The following is a 16,586-nucleotide window of genomic DNA, read 5'->3' as shown; positions in this document are numbered from 1 at the left end:
ATTTAAACCATCTTTAATATTACTTGGGCTGGTGTGGTGTGCCTGCGTTAGACCGGCGCGTTGAGACCCTTTTCCGGGACCGGCTGAAGTGTCTGGAATTTCCGGAGATAGGAAAAAATAATCATCCCCAAGTTGATAGCCCAGAACCTTATATTGCGGGCGCGCTGGAATATTAGTGAATAGATTACTTTCTGGTTGATCGGTCATTGTGTTGCCCTATATCTCTTTCCAGTGATGGACGACGTAGAAACCTTCCATGCCCTCGGCTTCGATGCGCGCCATTAGGGCATCGGAATAAAATGTGCGGGGTAACCGGCTGTCGATCCATGCCGCACGTCCGGCAACGCGATCCTTGTAGACGGCGAGTTTCTTGCTTGGGTTCATCGTGTAGGGATTGTACGGGTCGCTATCGTCCGGCTCAGGAACGCGACCCGGCAACCAGCCAGATTTTATATTCCATGTGAATTTTTCGTATTTTTCTTCGCGATGGTATTCCCATTCCTGCTTGTAGACACCGCCCAACTCGGGGCTGATGGAATCAACCAGCTGGCAAATGTTGAAAAACCACCATGGCTCGGAATATGGTTCACCATCGACGCCGATGACCTTCACCGGCAGGAATTGATGGACGCCAGGTTCAATTTCCTCGACCGCCTGCCGAAACCGTTCACTGAAAAGCGGCACGCCAACAAAGATGTTGCTATCGTAGAGCTTACCACCTTGCGTCAGGTGCACAGTGTCTGGTGCGATGTCTAGTGGGACAGGAACGCCATGAGGATATCTCATTTTGTGGCGGCGTTTGTAGTCCTTGTGCCAAGCAGAGAGGCCATCCTTATAACGCTCGCCCTTGACGTTCAGGCATTCACCCTTCGTTCTGTAAAACTTCCCACTATGTTGTAATTCAACCGTTGCAGCCATTTTGGTTTTACCCGTTCGAAAGAAAATGAAATCAGAGTTTTTGGGCACCGAGACGCTCAATTGTCTCACGATCGATAGTTCGCGCGACTGCAGGGTGAAGTTTCAAGTTACCTGAGGATGTCAGTTGCCCAAAGTTTGAAAGAACGGCGGTCGCGGCTTGCTCACTTGGAGCCACGATATCCAGCAACCAGTTGTTCTCCCCACTCACCCACTCTTCCCCACTTAATCGCACCGGAAAAGTTCCCGCCTCGATTTGCTCGCGTATTTTCGCGTCCACCTCATCCGACACGCTCGCCCAGATCGCGAAGCCGACCATGTCGCCAGTGGCATCGTCGGCTTTGCCCGGATAGGCCATCGCGATGCGGTCGCGGATGAGGGGTTCGAGCACTAGGTGCTGGAGGTCTGCGATGGACTGGTTGCGGTAACGCGGCAGCATCATCATTGCCATGGCGATCTTGCCGAAGCTTTCGCGCACATGCGACCGCAGCTTGGCGATTTTCTCCATCACCTCAGGGCTAGGCTGTTCGCCGCCTGAATTGTCGTCAGTCGCGCTTTCGCCGGATGGTTTTGAATTTTTCGTGGAAGTCATGGTTGCCCCAATTAAATTAGAGGCTGACGGCATAATGCCTTGTAGGAGCCCCCGCCTACGAACCGCATCTGTGTGAGACATCCCCCCGGACGCTACTGCGCTGCAGCTTCACAACGACATTATCCTATTTGCGGGGCTTGTTACAAACTAATCAAAGTAAAAAACACGGTGATTTCGCCGCAGTGCCAATATCGCAACATGATTAACTTTCGTTTGCACACAGGTTGAGGATTGATGCGGAATCTCAACGTCAAAAACAGCACAGCTCATCAAAAATAGAGTCGCGTGACTTTTAATTCGTCTCAACTTGTGACGTCGGTGTGGTCCAAATCCTCTCGAATAAGTTGCGATAGTCGCACGCGCGATGTGCCCAGCATCGGTCGATTGAGATCAATTGTCAGGTAGGTATCGCAGACGAGACGCAAAACGGCTGCAAATGCTTGTGCACGATCAGTTTGAGTCCTAGCAATCTCATCAATTACCAAATCACCGCCGTTCTCGACCAAGTGATCTATTATCTCAATCCGTTGAGAAACGGAGACGTGATTGGCATGGTGGTGCCAAATAGCACGAGCGTTGGAATAACGAGGTTCGTTCAGGACGAGGCTTCTCGACATCGAAAACTGAACGGGCCCATCGGCCTTCAACTCGATTGCATCCATCCAATCATCTTCAGTCAGATGAATGACTGCCGGTTGGCCTAGTCGATGAGCCAGAAGTTGAAGTCTCTGATCTTCCGATGGCCATCGTTTCGATGGAGCCGGAGACAACTCAGTGATTTCTGGATCAAGTGTTAGCTGAATCAACGCGTCCCGATGCCATCTACGCTGATAGAAAATAGTATCTCTAGTTTTCTAACTGCGAAATTTAGATCCACGCACAGAATGTTCATCGCATTTGAAGTCGGCTTTGGAGTTCATGACAGCCTCGTTTCATGGGGTAGCCAAGCAAACCAATGAACAAGCCTGTCGATCGCGATTGAGGCCCCTTCATTGACAAAGCCAAGAACCGATGAGTTCGGCTAGGGCCAGCCAAGTGCAAACTGATACCGGCGCCGATGCCAGCATCAAGGCGTCTGGACGTCCAAGTGCCTGCTGCCCTCTCTATGTTACGCCGCCATATTCGACATAAAACTGCTATCTGCTAATCTTAAAAAATGATGATCTGAAACCTACGTAAGTGAGATTGTATTGAGCACGGCCGCCGAGAACTCGACGAGCAGGATGAGCACTTTAAAGAACGGACGTCAGCCGATGACGATCTATCTCCGGACCGATTTAGCGAAGCGTCTCAAGGTGCTTTCAATTACGGAACGTAAGCATGCTTATCTGCTCATCGAGGAGATGATCGAATCCTCGTTGGGACCGGAATAACTCGGCTCTGCCATGTTCCACCAAATTTCCGTTAGGTTGGGACGTGCATGACAAGCGCTAAACATGCTTGACATTTATTCTTTTTTTATCTCGCAGTGAGCAAGCCTCCTCTGCCGATTGCTGAGGTTTGCCGGAAGCATGGTGTCAGCACGGCGTTGTTTTACAAATACAAGGCGAAGTTCGGCGGTATGGATGTGTCTGACGCCCGCAAGTTGAAGGCCTTTGAAGACGAGAACGCCAGGCTAAAGAAGCTGCTGGCGGAGCAGATGCTCGATAATGCCATGCTGCGAGGCATCAACGCAAAAAATGTTGACGCTCGCCGCCAGAAGGCAAGCCGTGGCGCACCTGTGCGAGACGCACGGCGTGAGCGGGCGGCGGGCGTGTTCCATTTTGGACATCGATAGGTCGACGGTGCGCTACACAAGTGTGAAGCCGAATGACGCCCATCTGCGTGAGGCCATGAAGGCGGTTGCGGCGGAACGCTGCGACAGCTGTATCGCGAGGAGAAACTTCAGGTGCGCAAGTGTGGCGGCCGCAAGCGGGCGTTGGGGACGCGTCGACCGATGGTCGTGCCAAGCTGTGCCAATGAACGGTGGAGCCTCGATTTCGTGTCGCACGCCTTCACCGATGGACGCAGGTTCAGGGTGCTGGCTGTAGTTGATGACTTCAGTAGGAAATGCCTGGCGCTCGTCGCTGATACGTCGCTGATACGTCGCTGTCCGGCCTGCGGATGACACGTGAGCTGGATGCGATCATCCAGCGGCGTGGACGACCACGCACGACCGTCTCTGACAACGGGACTGAGATGACCAGCATGGCGGTCCTCAAGTGGTGCCAAGAGACAGGGGTCGAATGACACTACATCGCGCCCATCGAGTTCGCCATGAAGACGGCATTGCAAAACCAGGCCGCATAGGGCCAACAATCAACCGACGAATTCTCCATATGACTGGAGGAAAGTCGGGTCGCAGGTCAACGGGCGATGCCGTTTGAATTACACCATGCTGCAGGTGTTTCTTGAATAATGTCACGTATTGAACGGAAGCGTACTTCATTGAGCACTGCCTTCAGCGATAGCTTTCGGAATCGGATTTAAAGTGCAAAAATTGCAGCATAAGCTGACAATGTAATCGGAAAATTTCCATCAGAAAAGACATTCATAATTCCGATATTCCCGTCCTCTGCCTGTCGTGCGAAGCGCGGCATAAGGGAATTTGCGGGGTGCTGAATCCCGAACAATTGCAGCGGTTAGCGAAGCACACTGTAAAAAGCGCGCATCCGCCCAAAACCGATTTGCAAACAAAAATAGATCCGCGCGAAACCTACTCAAATGTTCTCAGCGGCGTGGTCAAACTCACCAAGACCGCGCGTGATGGTCGCCAGCAAATTGTTGGTCTGCAATTCGCACCTGACTTCATGGGCAGGCCGTATTCAGACAATGACGACATGACTGCCACGGCATCAACCAATGTGCGGCTTTGTTCGTTTCCAGCCTCGGTACTTGCCGAGCTCATAGAAGAAACGCCAGCTATTGAGCGGCGTATGTTTCAACAAAAAATGGCTGAACTGGATGAAGCGCGTGACTGGCTGTTCGCTTTAGGACGCAAAACCGCACCGGAGAAGGTGGCGAGTTTTCTGTTGCTTATTGCCACCCACGCTGAACCGGAACGAACCGGCAATGAAGCTTTCGAAATTGATCTGCCATTGAAGCGGGCCGAGATCGCTGACTTCCTAGGTCTGACCATTGAAACCGTAAGCCGTCAGATGACCAAGCTGCGCCACGCTGGTGTCATTGATGTGCGGGACCGGAACACGATCCATATTTACCGCATAGACGATTTACGTCAGGCCTCTTGTGTCGAAACAGGTTAGCCGATCAAGCCGGTGCCTGTGACATTGCTTCTGCATCAAGCATCGGCAGAAATTGATCTGTTTCGTAGGCGATGTGCCGCCGTACACCACTGAAGAATCCGCGCAGCAACCAAGAAACTTTGTCAACACTTCCAACAGGTTCGCCACGCCCAAGCAGGCCTAGTGTCTGGCTGATTTCTTCAGCGTAGTCTTCGTCTTCCCAATGTTCGTAACGCAACCGTTCGATGCCCTTTGCCACACTTTCGCGGCCAGCACGCTGCTCCAGAAGGGGGAAAAGGCGACAACCAATTGATGGATTCTCCAATTGGCTGGAGGGAAATCGGATTGTAGGTCGCAAGTGCAGTTCACCAAGAACAACTGGTTCAACCTCGACATAATCTTTGGAAAAACCGGTGGACAATGACGAACTATCCCGATCAAGACATACAGCGAATTCAGCCAATCTGTTGGTACCCCGAGAGAAAATTGCCTGATTTGTGAGTTACAATTCCAGTTGCGCTACGTTTGAGTGGAGCGCGGAATGGGAAAGATGCAATAAACGACTGAGAAGGTTGAAACGCCCGGCCGAAGGTTCGTCACTACGGTACGAAGAGTGGAAAGTTGCTGCATCTTCACGGACAATCGCGTTTGACATGAAGAGACGCATCACTTTGCGGTGTAGCCACCATCCACACTTAATATCTGTCCGGTGACGTAGTTGGATGCTTCCGACGCGAGGAAGATTGTTGGTCCGGTAAGGTCTTCCAGCCCTCCATTGCGTCCGATGCATGTCATGGCTGCATGGTGACTGGCGACCGCATCATTTTCAAAAACAGCGGCAGTCAATTCGGTTGGAAAGAAGCCCGGCGCGATTGCATTGGCGTTGATACCTTCTTTCGACCAAGCTTCAGCCATGGCGCGGGTCAATTGGCTCACACCGCCCTTCGATGCCCCGTAGGCGATGCCGTTGGTAAAGGCGCGGGTGGATTGCAGCGAGGCGATGTTGATGATGCGGCCCCAGTTGTTTTGCTTCATGTGGGGCACGAAAATTTGGGAGAGAAAGAACGGAACGTTCAGATTCAGCTGAATGGTCTGCTGCCACTGTTCGGGGCTTATATCATCTGCATGTTTGCGCGGATTGAGGCCCGCTGCGTTGATGATGATGTCGGGTAGGGCGCCCGCATCGGCACAAGCATCATAAATTGCTTGCGGCGCAGCTGCAGCCAACAAGTCGGCGGCGATGACCATCCCGTCTCGCCCTTCCAAAGCCTCCTGCAGCAAGGCTTTGCGCCGTCCGACCAAAATGATAGACGCGCCTGCATCAGAAAGTGCATGTGCCATTGCTTTACCGATACCAGACCCGCCACCGGTGATGAGTGCGCGTTTGCCTGAAAGGTCAAAAATATGGTCGGTGGTCATCGTTAGATTGTTCCTCGGCTCAGCCATGTGAGCGGTGAACATGCACCGCACATTTGGCGTGACGTACGACCCATGCGGCGGTCGAACCGAGGAAGTAGTCTATCAGCCCTGGCTTATGTGAACCAATGACGATGCAGTCGATCTTGTTGGCTTTTGCAAAGTCGATGATCGAACGGGCCGTGTGACCTTTAACGATCTGTGCGGAAACATCACTCACGCCCTCAAGCTTTTCCTTCAGGAGATTTTCAGCGCGTTCGAACCCGGCTTTCACGGCTGTTTCGTCCACATAAGCACTCACCGAGCCTTGCAGCGCTTCATGAACGTGCAGCGCAATGATCTCTCCATCTGCAGCAACCAGCGATTTAGCGATCTTCAAGGTTGTTGGCGAAATTTGATGGTCGAGCGCCATGGGAACCAGGACTTTTTGATACATTTTGAAATCTCCTTGGTTGGCAGCATCACGTTTCAGTTTTTTCAAAACCAAAGCGTGTGCAGCAACACATGTGATTATTCGCTGGCTGAAAGATCGAAATTTTCGCCCGGAAAATACTTAGCCAAACGAACATCGGCGGCACGGGCATGGCCCTCCATGCCTTCCAGACGCGAGATGCGCGCTGTGGCCTCGGCAACAGGTTTTGAACCTTCGCGGGTCGCACGCTGCCAGGTGATGATTTTCATGAACTTGTGGACGCTCAAGCCGCCTGTGTAGGTGGCAGCGCGGGACGTCGGCAGAACATGGTTGGTGCCGGTTGCCTTGTCGCCATAGGACACCGTGGTTTCTTCACCCAGAAACAACGAGCCGTAACAGCTCAGGCGTTCCAGCCACCAATCCAGATCTTCGGCCTGCACTGTCAGATGCTCCGGCGCATATTCGTCGGACGTGGCTGCCATCTCTTCGCGGTCAGCGCACAGAATGACTTCGGCGTAATCGCGCCACGCTGCAAAAGCGTTCTCGCGGTTCGTATCAGGCAGATCGTCGATCAGGCCAGGCACGCGAGCCATGACATCTTCTGCCAATGCACGATCATCGGTTACGAGCCAGACCGGCGAGTTGTAACCGTGTTCCGCCTGGCTGACCAAGTCTGTCGCGACGATGTGCGGGTCGGCGGTTTTATCAGCGAGGATAAGGCTATCCGTTGGACCGGCGAACATGTCGATGCCGACGCGACCGAACAGTATGCGTTTGGCTTCCGCCACGAACTGGTTGCCGGGGCCGACCAGAATGTTGGCTTTTGGCAAACCGAACAGGCCGAAGGTCATCGCAGCAACGCCTTGGACACCGCCCATCGCCAGAATTTTATCTGCACCGCAAATGTGGGCGGCATAGATGATGGCAGGCGCTACGCCGATTTCCGGACGCGGCGGTGAGCAGGCTACGATGTTCTTGCAGCCAGCCACTTTCGCAGTCGTCACGGTCATGATCGCGCTGGCAATATGGCTGTAGCGACCGCCGGGAACGTAACAACCAGCTGCATCGACAGGAACAACCTTCTGGCCAGCAATCATGCCGGGTACGATCTCGAGATCGACGTCCGACACGGTGCCTTTTTGTGTTTCGGCAAAGCGTTTGACGTTGTCATGGGCGAATTGAATATCGCGTTTGATCTTTTCAGGAACCAATGCAGTTGCCGCTTCGATCTCTTCGGCAGTGAGAAGAACATTGCCTTCGTATTTGTCGAATTTCGCAGCGTATTCCATCGCCTTGGCGTCGCCACCAGCTTCGATGTCATCAAGAATATTCTTGACGATGTCGTGCACTTCATTGGCGTCGGACGTAGCGGTCAGGGCGGCCGTTTTTAGGTATTCACGAGACATGAATTGGCTTTCTATTGGTAGATTTCTGGAAGCAGGCTTGTCGACAAAGCCGGCACATAGGCGATCAGCAAAACGACGACGAACATGCACAACACAAACGGCACCGCGCGGGCCGCGATTTTTAGTATCGACTCCCCCGTTATGCCGGAGACGACGAACAGGTTGAGACCCAGTGGCGGCGTTATGAAGCCGACACCCAAGGCGGTGATCATCATGATGCAGAACTGGATTTCGTTCATGCCGATATTGTCGGCCAAGGGCTTCAGGATCGGTGCAAGGATGACGATGTTCGGCGTTGTTTCCATCACGCAGCCTGCTGCGATCAGGATGCCGATCATCAACAGGATCAGGATGTAAGGATCTTCGGTGAGCGCGGTAACGGAAGTCACGAAGCCCTGCGGAACACCCATGATCGCCAACGCTTCCGCCAGCGGCGCGGAGAAGGCGATGATGGGCAAAATGACACCGTTCACCTTTGCAGACGTCACCAGCATGGCGGGGAAATCGGACAGTCTCAGCGTCTTGAGAATGAAGCCCATGATGATGGTAACGACCACGGCCAACGCGCCAGCTTCGGTGGGCGTAAGCCTGCCCGAAAAGATGCCGTAGAAGATGATGCCGGGAACGATGAACGCGTACCAGCCCGACTTCAAAGAACGGCCCAGATTGGAAAGCCACTCACCAAACGACAGCGTGCCACCACCTTCATAAAGGTAGATGCGATTGACGATCAGGTTCGTGATGAGAATGGACAACAGGATCGCAATGCCGGGAATAACTGCAGCAAGGAACAGGGTCGAGGCGGATATGCCGAGGACCAGACCGATGATGATGTAAGCGATAGAAGGCGGGATAAGGATGCCGGTACACGCACCAGCTGCAACGAGCGCACAAGCGTAAGGGCGGGGGTAACCGCTCTCGACCAAGCGGTCGATGGTCATGCGGCCAACTGCGGCAGCGCCTGCAGCATCGGACCCCGAAATAGCAGCAAACATGCCGCAAACGAGAACCGTGGCCGAGCCGAAGCCGCCTTTGGTGAAGCATGTCAGCGCTTCGGCAACGTCGAGGAATTTTCGCGATAAGCCCGTTCGCACCAACACGTCGCCGGTCAAAATGAACAGTGGCACGGCGGTTAGTGCGAAGGCGTCGATGCCGGTGAACAGACTTTCACCAACAAGGCTGAGCGGCAGGTCACCGGACATTGTGAGCATGAGAATCGCTGTCGCGCCGATGGCAGCCCAAACGGGCACGGCCAATGCGATGAGCGCAACGAACAAGATGACAGGCAGGTAGAAATCCCAGCCCAATTCTACGGTTTGATTAACGGTGGTCCAGAGCATTTTCTATTCCTCAATCAAACAGTTTGTCGCCTTCGAAGACGGCAGTGCCGTCGCGAAGCGAGCGTAAATCACGAGTAAAAGACTGCAGCAGCCGCCAGAACATGAGGCCGAAGCCAACCGGCACAGCCATCAGAAACCACACTTTGGAAATGCGAAGCCCGTCTGTTACCGATCCGAATTTTGCAGAGACGTAGACCGTCTCAATCGACCAGTAGAGCGCTATGACGGCTACAACGAACATGACGATGTCGCCAAAGATATAGAGCAACGCTTTGGCGCGCGGGCTGAGATAGTGCATCAGCACATCGATACGGATGTGCGCGCGTTCTTTCACGGCAGCCGCAGCGCCGATCCAGGCCAGATAGATGAACGAGTAGCGAACGATTTCCTCACCCCAAATGGATGAGTAAGCGAACACTTCACGGCGCAGAACTTCGACCGCCATCGTGATGACCAGCATCACGTAGAATGTCAGAAGCAGCCATCGTTCGGCGTCTCTGTCGATTTTGCGAAGTAAATTCATGTCGAACTCCTCCCGTTCACTCGTGACTTAAGCGGTCACTGTGTTCGGCTCGTCATCAACTGGGTTTGGTTGGCATAGGTAGAACGGGGGCGCCTGATACAGGCGCCCCCAGGAGGAAACTTACGCGTCGTGGACGTAGTATTTTCCTTGGGTAGCTGCGGCTTCTTCCATTTTTGCAAAGGCATCCATGGAACCGGCAAGCTCGGTTTTGAACTCATCCCATTCGGAACGCTGGTAGCCACCGGCGTCTTTCCATTCGGCCAACTGGTCTTCGCTCAACGAGTGGAACTCAACACCGGCTTTGGCCAATTCGGCCATTGCGTAAGCACGCGCTGACGGCACTTTTGCCAGGTTCTGGTGAGCTGTCATTTCCGAACCCCACATGATGCCTTCCTGAATGTCGGCAGGCATGGAGTTGAACCATTCCAGATTGCAGGAATAGACTTGGCTGTCCGGCACGGCCTGTGTGAACGTGACGTGGCTCAAGATGTCCTTGAAGCCGAAGACGAACAATGCGCCGACCGATGGGTCGAGTGCATCGGCAACGCCCTGTTTGATCGCGGAAGGTGTTTCACCCCATGCAACCGGCGTCGGGTTTGCGCCGACCATACGGTAATATTGCTGCAGCATTTTCGAACCGGGAACGCGGAACTTCACGCCGGACAGGTCGGATGGGCTGAGCACCGCACCGGCACCGCCTTTGCGAACAGCCACAACGCGTGGGTCGATGTTTACGTAGAACAGGGCCTTGAAGCCAGCCTTCTCGACCTTCGGATGCACTTCCGTGTTCCAGAACTCGGAATTCACGAGGTTGGTGAAGCGTTGGTTGGAACCACACAGATACGGCATATTGATGAGGTCGACGGTGGAGGCGAAAGGCGCGAAGTTCGACACCGAATGCTGAGCTGCCTGAATGGTGCCGCCCTGAACTTTCTGGACCAGCGAACCACCGGCACCAAGCTGACCGCCCGGAGCAAGTTTCACGTAAACACGACCGTTCGTGGCGTTCTGAATGTTCTCTTTCAGGTCCAGCTGCATGATCGGATAGCTGCGCGATGCGCCGAGAACATAAGCGGTTGCGAGAACCATCGTGTGTTCGGCTGCTTTTTCACGCTGCGATTCTTCGCGTGCGCTCTGCGCAACAGCTTCAGATGACCAGAGCGTGCCTGCAGCACCTGCAACTACTGCTGCCGTAAAGGCACCGGTTGCGGTCAATTTCAGAAAGTTGCGGCGTTCAGCCGATGCAATCTCTTGTTGGTCTTTTGTCATGAAATACCTCCCAGGTTTTTTCAGTCAGCCGATTTCCGTTTTCCTTCGTCGGCTTCTCTTTTGATGATGGCCACGACGAACAAGATCGAGGCCGTGAACAGAACCAGCATTTCCCCAACGTCGCCAAGAAACGAGCTGCTCGCAAAAGCACCCAATGCAACATTGAGAAAATACAAAACGAAGATTGCGATTGAGGCAGCGAGAAACATGGCCGGGCCCTTGGTTGCCGATACGTGCGACAAAGTAAGCACTGTAAAATTTGAAATGCAAGCGCTTACATCTAAATATGCAAGCGTTTGCACTAAGAGCGCACGTTTGCTTGCATAACTGTTGCTAAAAGTGGGATATGACCGCTGTGAGACCAGGCTGGCCTCTCAAACTACGAGGCACCTTTTGGCAACTGGGCGATCCATTCCAACTCTGGAGGATGTAGCAAGGGGCGCAGGCGTCTCTACGGCTACGGTTTCGCGCAGCCTCAATTCTCCTGAACGGGTTGGAGAAAAAACGCGGGATCGCGTGCTCAAAGTGGTGGAGCAACTGGGGTACACTCCCAATTTCGCCGCAAGGGTCATGGCCGCCAAACGTTCTTTTACCGTGGGCGCGATCATTCCGACCATGGAAAACGCGATATTTGCGCGGGGCATTCAAGCTTTTCAGGAGGAGCTTTATCGCCGCGGATACATTCTGCTGGTCTCTTCCTTTCTTTATGATCCCACAATCGAGAAAGACCAAATACGAAATATGGTGGCACGGGGTGCTGACGGCCTGTTGTTGATCGGCCACGACAGAGACCCTGACATCTACACCTATCTGGAAAAGCAGAACGTGCCTTCTCTTGTTGCCTGGACATATGACGAAAGCGCCGCGCGCCCGTCAGTCGGTTTTGAAAACCGCAGTTCCATGGAGAAGCTGGCGCAAGAAGTTCTGAAATACGGACACAAGAAAATTGTTGCCATCATGGGAAGCAGCAAAACGAACGACCGGGTCAGGCAGCGTATCGAAGGCATCAAGGATGCCTTGGCGCAACATGGTTCGAACTCGGAATATCTTGAAGTGGTCGAGAGCACACATGACGTGGAAAGTGCTGGCGACGCATTCGAAGCTTTGATGCGAAGAAAGTCACCACCTACGGCCATCATTTGTGGCAATGACGTTCTCGCTGTCGGTGCAGTTCAGCGTGCGCGCAAGCTAGGTATCAACATACCCGAAAACGTTTCGATTACCGGCTTCGACGACATTGAGCTGGCGCGGATCGTCAATCCGCCATTGACCACCGTTCACGTGCCGCATCGCGAAATGGGCCGCAGGGCTGCCTGTGAACTTGTCGATATGATCGAAAAGCAGGTGCCAGGAAATTCAATTGAGCTTGAGACTACGATAATGCTTCGAGAGTCTCTGAGGTCGCCTCCGCCAAGTTGAAAACCGACTTTAAGAAATCAAGCGCATTCCAACCTGCCCGGCGGTTAGCGATAATCATGGCGCCACTCCCAATCGATCTTGTGCATTACGGTGGCGCGAGTGCGAGGGGGCGTTGTCAGAGGAGCGTTCTTGAGGTCGGTTCGTCGGCCATCTAGCATCTAGCATCTTGCAATCGCCCATCGCTTGCCCGTTCGCTATTTCAAGATATCATCACGGCGAGGTAAATGATCTCTGGCGATGAGTTGAAATACTTGAAAAATTTGGGTTTGGACACGGATCGGGCTCTCGCTTGAGCTGGAAACCGTCAAGTTGCTCTGACAACCCTCACTGCGAGCGCCGCCGGAGAAGGGCAGCGTTACCTCTATTTTGCGTCAATAATTTTGATGTAAAATAAAGGTAAGTTTGATTGGACCTTCAACCGTCAAGGCGCTCACCATCGGGTGACGTTCTTTTCAATGGAGATCCACGATGTTCGACCGTACCCGCCGTCGCCTTATCACTGCAGCCGCAGCACTTGCCCTTGCTGCCACCACAGGCACCGCGTTCGCTGCTGAAAGCTGGCGCATGGCCACCAAGATGCCGGTGGATTCACCCGAGGGCAAAATCTTCGCCAAATTCGCGGAGCTCACCGGCAAATATTCCGATGGCGAGCTGACCATAAAAGTCTTCCCCAACGAGCAGTTGGGCAAGGAAGACGCGGTGCTGGAGCAGCTTCAGGCCAATGTTATTCAAATTTATGGGGAAGGCTTTGGCTTCCTGAAAAAATGGGTGCCGGAAACATCGTGGACCAATGCCGCCTTCATGTTCGAAGACCGCGAGCACTGGGCGCGTTTCATGAATTCCGATCTGGCAAAGAGCTGGTTCAAACAGGTTGAAGACAAAGCTGGCATCACCCTGTTGGGCGACCCAACGCTTATTTTGCGCGGGCCATACCGCGTGATGGTGACGAAGGAACCGGTGAAAAGCCTTGATGATGTGGCGGGCCGCAAATTGCGGATGCACCCCAATCAGCTTGCCATCGCCACGTGGTCCCATCTGGGGGCCGAGGTCATCACCATGCCGTGGACGGAAGTCTATTCCGGTATCGACAAAGGCATCGTTGGTGCCGTCAATTCCCCCGTCGCGCTTGTGGAGTCCATGCGCTTCAACGAGGTGGCCCCGAACATTGCCCGCACAGACGAATACCACCAATCCATAGGCTTCATGGTCAACAAGGCAGCGCTTGACGGCCTCGACGACAAGCAGCGCGATGCGCTGATGAAAGCCTATAATGAAGCTGGCGCCATGAGCACGTCCGCCATGCAGGACGTTACCGATGCCTCGCTGAAGCGGATGCAGGAAAACGGCGTGAACTACGTCGAACTCGACACCGCTCCCTTCGTGGAGCGCATGAAGAGCTTTTATGCCGACCTGCAGGCCAAGGGCGAATTGCCTGAAGGTTTCGTTGAAGCGGTAGAAGCCACCAAGGCCAAGTAGAGGCCTTTGTGTCGGGGCGCAGCGCGATGGATCAGCATTCTCCCGCAGCATCTTTCGTGATGCGCCTCGATAAAATTTTGCGTGGCGTGGGCCATCTGTTTGCCGGCCTGTGCAGCGCCTGCCTGCTGGTGATGCTGTTCTTCACAGCGGCCACCATCGTGTTGCGCCCGTTTAATCTGGGTGCCTACTGGATTTTCCCATGGACGATGGTGCTGTTTGTTTGGCTGTCTTTTTTCGGCTTCTTCGCCGCGATGATTTTTGCCCGTGACGTCCGCATCGATTTCGTTGCCCGCCTGTTCGGTGAACGCGGCATGGCGGCGACCCGCGTGTTGGGTCATGTCACGGTGCTGGGTGTCGTCGGTATATTGATCTGGACCATGCCGCAGGTGCTTTCCGTACAGACGGGCAAGGTCGATGGCGCATTGTTGCCCGGTTCGCTGGAACTGCCGCGCTGGTCGCTCACCGTGCCGCTTGCGCTGTCCAGTGCATTGATCGGGCTGGCGATGCTGGTGGACGTGGCGAAGATGGTTCTCGGTCTGCCGGAATATCTCGGTGAGGGCCATTCGGCAGCGCCCTCTGCCCAAACGGCCAAGCCGGTTTAGGGGCGCAATCTTATGTCCATTATTCTTTTCGGCGTTTTCATCGCGCTCATCCTGCTGCGCGTGCCGGTGTCCATGTCCATCGGTGCCGCCGTTATTCTGGCCTTCCTGACGTCGGACTTTTCCGGTGCATTGCAGATCATCCCGCAGCAAATTCTGGAAGGCGTGAACAAGTCTTCGCTGCTGGCCGTGCCGTTCTTCATCATGGCCGGCAATCTGATGAACGTGACCGGCGTCACCGACCGCATTTTCAATTTCGCCAACGCGCTTGTCGGGCATTTCAAAGCCGGTCTGGCGCAGGTGAATATCGTGTCATCCATGATCTTCGCCGGCATATCCGGCGCTGCCGTGGCCGATTGCGCGGGCCTGGGCGCTATCGAAATCCGCGCCATGCGGGAGCGCGGTTACAAGCCGGAATTTGCAGCCGCCGTTACCGTGGCATCCGCCGTTATCGGCCCGCTCATTCCGCCTTCCATCGGCCTCGTTATCTATGCGTTTCTCGCGCAACAAAGCATCGACCGCATGTTTCTTGCCGGTCTGGTGCCGGGCCTACTGGTCGGTTTTTCGCTTATGATTTACGTTCGTGCCATCGCCCAGTTCCGCGATTTTCCGGTGCAGGAACGCGCGCCGGTTCGTGAGGTCGCCCGCACGGGTTTCGATGGTCTGCTGGCGCTCATGGCACCGGCCATCATTTTAGGCGGCATCGTGTTCGGCTTCGTTACTGCGACCGAGGCCGGCGTGCTGGCCTGTCTCTACTGCATCGCGGTGGGGCTGTATTACCGCGAATTGACCTTCAAGAAATTCTTCGCGGCCCTGTCGGAAACCTCCATGATGACGTCTGTCATTATGATCATCATCGGCTTTTCCATCGCCATGGGCTGGCTGCTGGCCATCGAACAGGTGCCGCAGCAAATCGCATCCGCCGTCTTTGCGCTGACGGAAAATGTGAATGTGTTTCTCGGCCTGCTCATCATCTTCGTGCTGTTGATCGGCTGCGTGGTGGAAGGGGTTCCAGCCAAGCTGATACTAGTGCCGACCCTGCTGCCGCTGATCGATGCTTACGGTATCGATCGCGTGCATTTCGGCATCATTTTGCAGCTCGCGCTCCTCATAGGCATCGCCACGCCCCCCATGGGCATCGGGCTCTATATCGTGTGCGAAGTGGGCAAGGTGCCGTTTGAAAAGGTCGCGCTCGCCACACTGCCCATGCTCATCCCGCTGCTGGTCACGCTGGTTGCGCTGACCTTCATTCCGGAAATTTCGCTGTGGTTGCCGAACTTTGTTCTCGGCCCCGACCCTCTCGCTAACTGACGGATCCTTTATGAGCTACAAGCTGAATCCACTGCCGGACGCAGTCGACCCCGCGTTGTTGGAGCGCCTTTCAAAACTGGAAACGGCCACCATCGGCCACACCCATCTGTTCGGGTTCGCCGACCCCGCACTACAGGCCGTTGTACCGGGCAATACGGTCGTGGGCACGGCGGTGACGCTTGCCGTTCCGGGTGCGGATTCCACCCTGCTGCACGATGTGGTGGGCAAGCTGCGGCCAGGTGACTTTCTCGCCATCGACCGCCTTGGCGATACCCGCCACGCCTGTTTTGGTGGCGGGGTGGCCAATGCGGCCAAGGCCTGCGGTTTTGCAGGCGCTGCCGTGGATGGGGCGCACACGGATACGGACGAAATAGCGGGCCACGGTTTCCCCGTCTGGTCACGTGGGCCGTCGCCCATCACCACGCGGCTTTACGACATCGGCGGAGGCTTCAACATTCCCGTATCTATCGCGGGCGCTGCCGTGCTGCCGGGCTATGCCGTGCTGGCGGACGATTCCGGCGTGCTGTTCATCGCGCCTGAAGATCTGGAAGAGGTGATCTCGGTTGCCGAAACCAAAACCGAGCGCGGCAATGCCAACCAACCGCGCATTACTGCTGGCGAGAAGCTGGGGGAGCTGTCGGGCGCATCTGCAAAGGTAGCCGCCAAAAGCCAAGCCGGCTGACC

At 54.7% G+C, this 16,586-nt stretch carries 17 protein-coding genes and 1 pseudogene; 7 read left to right on the top strand and 11 right to left on the bottom strand.

Translation table 11 applies throughout. The features are described 5' to 3' along the window. Nucleotides 1-216 precede the first annotated feature (216 nt). From R2A130_RS15230 to R2A130_RS15220, 3 genes are all read right to left on the bottom strand, one after another. Nucleotides 217-786, bottom strand: a complete 570-nt coding sequence (locus R2A130_RS15230; RefSeq protein WP_083804354.1) for an imm11 family protein — start codon at nucleotides 784-786, stop codon at nucleotides 217-219. A gap of 163 nt (nucleotides 787-949) precedes the next feature. Then, complete coding sequence (locus R2A130_RS15225) at nucleotides 950-1,507, bottom strand: toxin-activating lysine-acyltransferase (protein WP_009758711.1); 558 nt, start codon at nucleotides 1,505-1,507, stop codon at nucleotides 950-952. A gap of 302 nt (nucleotides 1,508-1,809) precedes the next feature. Then, nucleotides 1,810-2,169: a hypothetical protein gene (locus R2A130_RS15220; RefSeq protein ID WP_040306126.1), complete on the bottom strand. Its 360-nt coding sequence runs from the start codon at nucleotides 2,167-2,169 to the stop codon at nucleotides 1,810-1,812. 824 nt (nucleotides 2,170-2,993) lie between these two features. Here R2A130_RS15220 and R2A130_RS18970 point away from each other — a divergent pair. Then, nucleotides 2,994-3,733: pseudogene (locus R2A130_RS18970) on the top strand (DDE-type integrase/transposase/recombinase); the annotation flags it as partial. 368 nt (nucleotides 3,734-4,101) lie between these two features. Beyond that, complete coding sequence (locus R2A130_RS15205; RefSeq protein WP_009758705.1) at nucleotides 4,102-4,752, top strand: Crp/Fnr family transcriptional regulator; 651 nt, start codon at nucleotides 4,102-4,104, stop codon at nucleotides 4,750-4,752. Nucleotides 4,753-4,756: 4 nt separating this feature from the next. Here the strand turns inward: R2A130_RS15205 and R2A130_RS17810 are convergent, their stop codons facing one another. From R2A130_RS17810 to R2A130_RS15165, 8 genes are all read right to left on the bottom strand, one after another. Further along, nucleotides 4,757-5,194, bottom strand: a complete 438-nt coding sequence (locus R2A130_RS17810; RefSeq protein ID WP_050786179.1) for a hemerythrin domain-containing protein — start codon at nucleotides 5,192-5,194, stop codon at nucleotides 4,757-4,759. Between the two features lie 203 nt (nucleotides 5,195-5,397). Beyond that, on the bottom strand, nucleotides 5,398-6,150 hold the full coding sequence (locus R2A130_RS15195; protein ID WP_009758703.1) for an SDR family NAD(P)-dependent oxidoreductase: 753 nt from the start codon (nucleotides 6,148-6,150) through the stop codon (nucleotides 5,398-5,400). A gap of 19 nt (nucleotides 6,151-6,169) precedes the next feature. Continuing rightward, nucleotides 6,170-6,583 carry a universal stress protein gene (locus R2A130_RS15190; RefSeq protein WP_040306278.1) on the bottom strand — a complete coding sequence of 138 codons (414 nt, stop codon included), beginning with the start codon at nucleotides 6,581-6,583 and terminating at the stop codon, nucleotides 6,170-6,172. A gap of 74 nt (nucleotides 6,584-6,657) precedes the next feature. Further along, nucleotides 6,658-7,965, bottom strand: coding sequence for a histidinol dehydrogenase (hisD, locus tag R2A130_RS15185; protein WP_009758701.1), 1,308 nt, complete (start codon nucleotides 7,963-7,965; stop codon nucleotides 6,658-6,660). Nucleotides 7,966-7,976: 11 nt separating this feature from the next. After that, nucleotides 7,977-9,305 carry a TRAP transporter large permease gene (locus tag R2A130_RS15180; RefSeq protein ID WP_009758700.1) on the bottom strand — a complete coding sequence of 443 codons (1,329 nt, stop codon included), beginning with the start codon at nucleotides 9,303-9,305 and terminating at the stop codon, nucleotides 7,977-7,979. 10 nt (nucleotides 9,306-9,315) lie between these two features. Further along, nucleotides 9,316-9,828, bottom strand: coding sequence for a TRAP transporter small permease (locus R2A130_RS15175; protein WP_009758699.1), 513 nt, complete (start codon nucleotides 9,826-9,828; stop codon nucleotides 9,316-9,318). Between the two features lie 120 nt (nucleotides 9,829-9,948). Further along, the gene (locus R2A130_RS15170) at nucleotides 9,949-11,097 is read right to left on the bottom strand and encodes a TRAP transporter substrate-binding protein (protein WP_009758698.1); all 1,149 of its coding nucleotides are present in this window, start codon (nucleotides 11,095-11,097) and stop codon (nucleotides 9,949-9,951) included. Between the two features lie 20 nt (nucleotides 11,098-11,117). Then, nucleotides 11,118-11,306, bottom strand: coding sequence for a hypothetical protein (locus R2A130_RS15165; protein ID WP_009758697.1), 189 nt, complete (start codon nucleotides 11,304-11,306; stop codon nucleotides 11,118-11,120). A 184-nt stretch (nucleotides 11,307-11,490) separates the two neighbouring features. Between R2A130_RS15165 and R2A130_RS15160 the strand changes: the two genes are divergently transcribed. The 5 genes from R2A130_RS15160 to R2A130_RS15140 all read left to right on the top strand — a co-directional run bounded on the left by R2A130_RS15160 (nucleotide 11,491) and on the right by R2A130_RS15140 (nucleotide 16,584). Then, the gene (locus R2A130_RS15160; protein ID WP_040306119.1) at nucleotides 11,491-12,516 is read left to right on the top strand and encodes a LacI family DNA-binding transcriptional regulator; all 1,026 of its coding nucleotides are present in this window, start codon (nucleotides 11,491-11,493) and stop codon (nucleotides 12,514-12,516) included. Between the two features lie 468 nt (nucleotides 12,517-12,984). Then, nucleotides 12,985-13,992: a TRAP transporter substrate-binding protein gene (locus R2A130_RS15155; protein ID WP_009758695.1), complete on the top strand. Its 1,008-nt coding sequence runs from the start codon at nucleotides 12,985-12,987 to the stop codon at nucleotides 13,990-13,992. Nucleotides 13,993-14,018: 26 nt separating this feature from the next. Continuing rightward, nucleotides 14,019-14,594, top strand: a complete 576-nt coding sequence (locus R2A130_RS15150) for a TRAP transporter small permease (RefSeq protein WP_009758694.1) — start codon at nucleotides 14,019-14,021, stop codon at nucleotides 14,592-14,594. A gap of 12 nt (nucleotides 14,595-14,606) precedes the next feature. Further along, nucleotides 14,607-15,902 (top strand): TRAP transporter large permease, encoded by a 1,296-nt coding sequence (locus R2A130_RS15145; protein WP_009758693.1) that lies wholly within the window; start codon nucleotides 14,607-14,609, stop codon nucleotides 15,900-15,902. Nucleotides 15,903-15,912: 10 nt separating this feature from the next. Next, nucleotides 15,913-16,584 carry an RraA family protein gene (locus R2A130_RS15140; protein WP_009758692.1) on the top strand — a complete coding sequence of 224 codons (672 nt, stop codon included), beginning with the start codon at nucleotides 15,913-15,915 and terminating at the stop codon, nucleotides 16,582-16,584. Nucleotides 16,585-16,586 lie beyond the last annotated feature (2 nt).

The sequence above is a fragment of the Ahrensia sp. R2A130 genome (assembly GCF_000179775.1).
In the GTDB taxonomy this organism is placed as follows: domain Bacteria; phylum Pseudomonadota; class Alphaproteobacteria; order Rhizobiales; family Rhizobiaceae; genus Pseudahrensia.
This window is presented reverse-complemented; position numbering and strand designations above follow the sequence as displayed.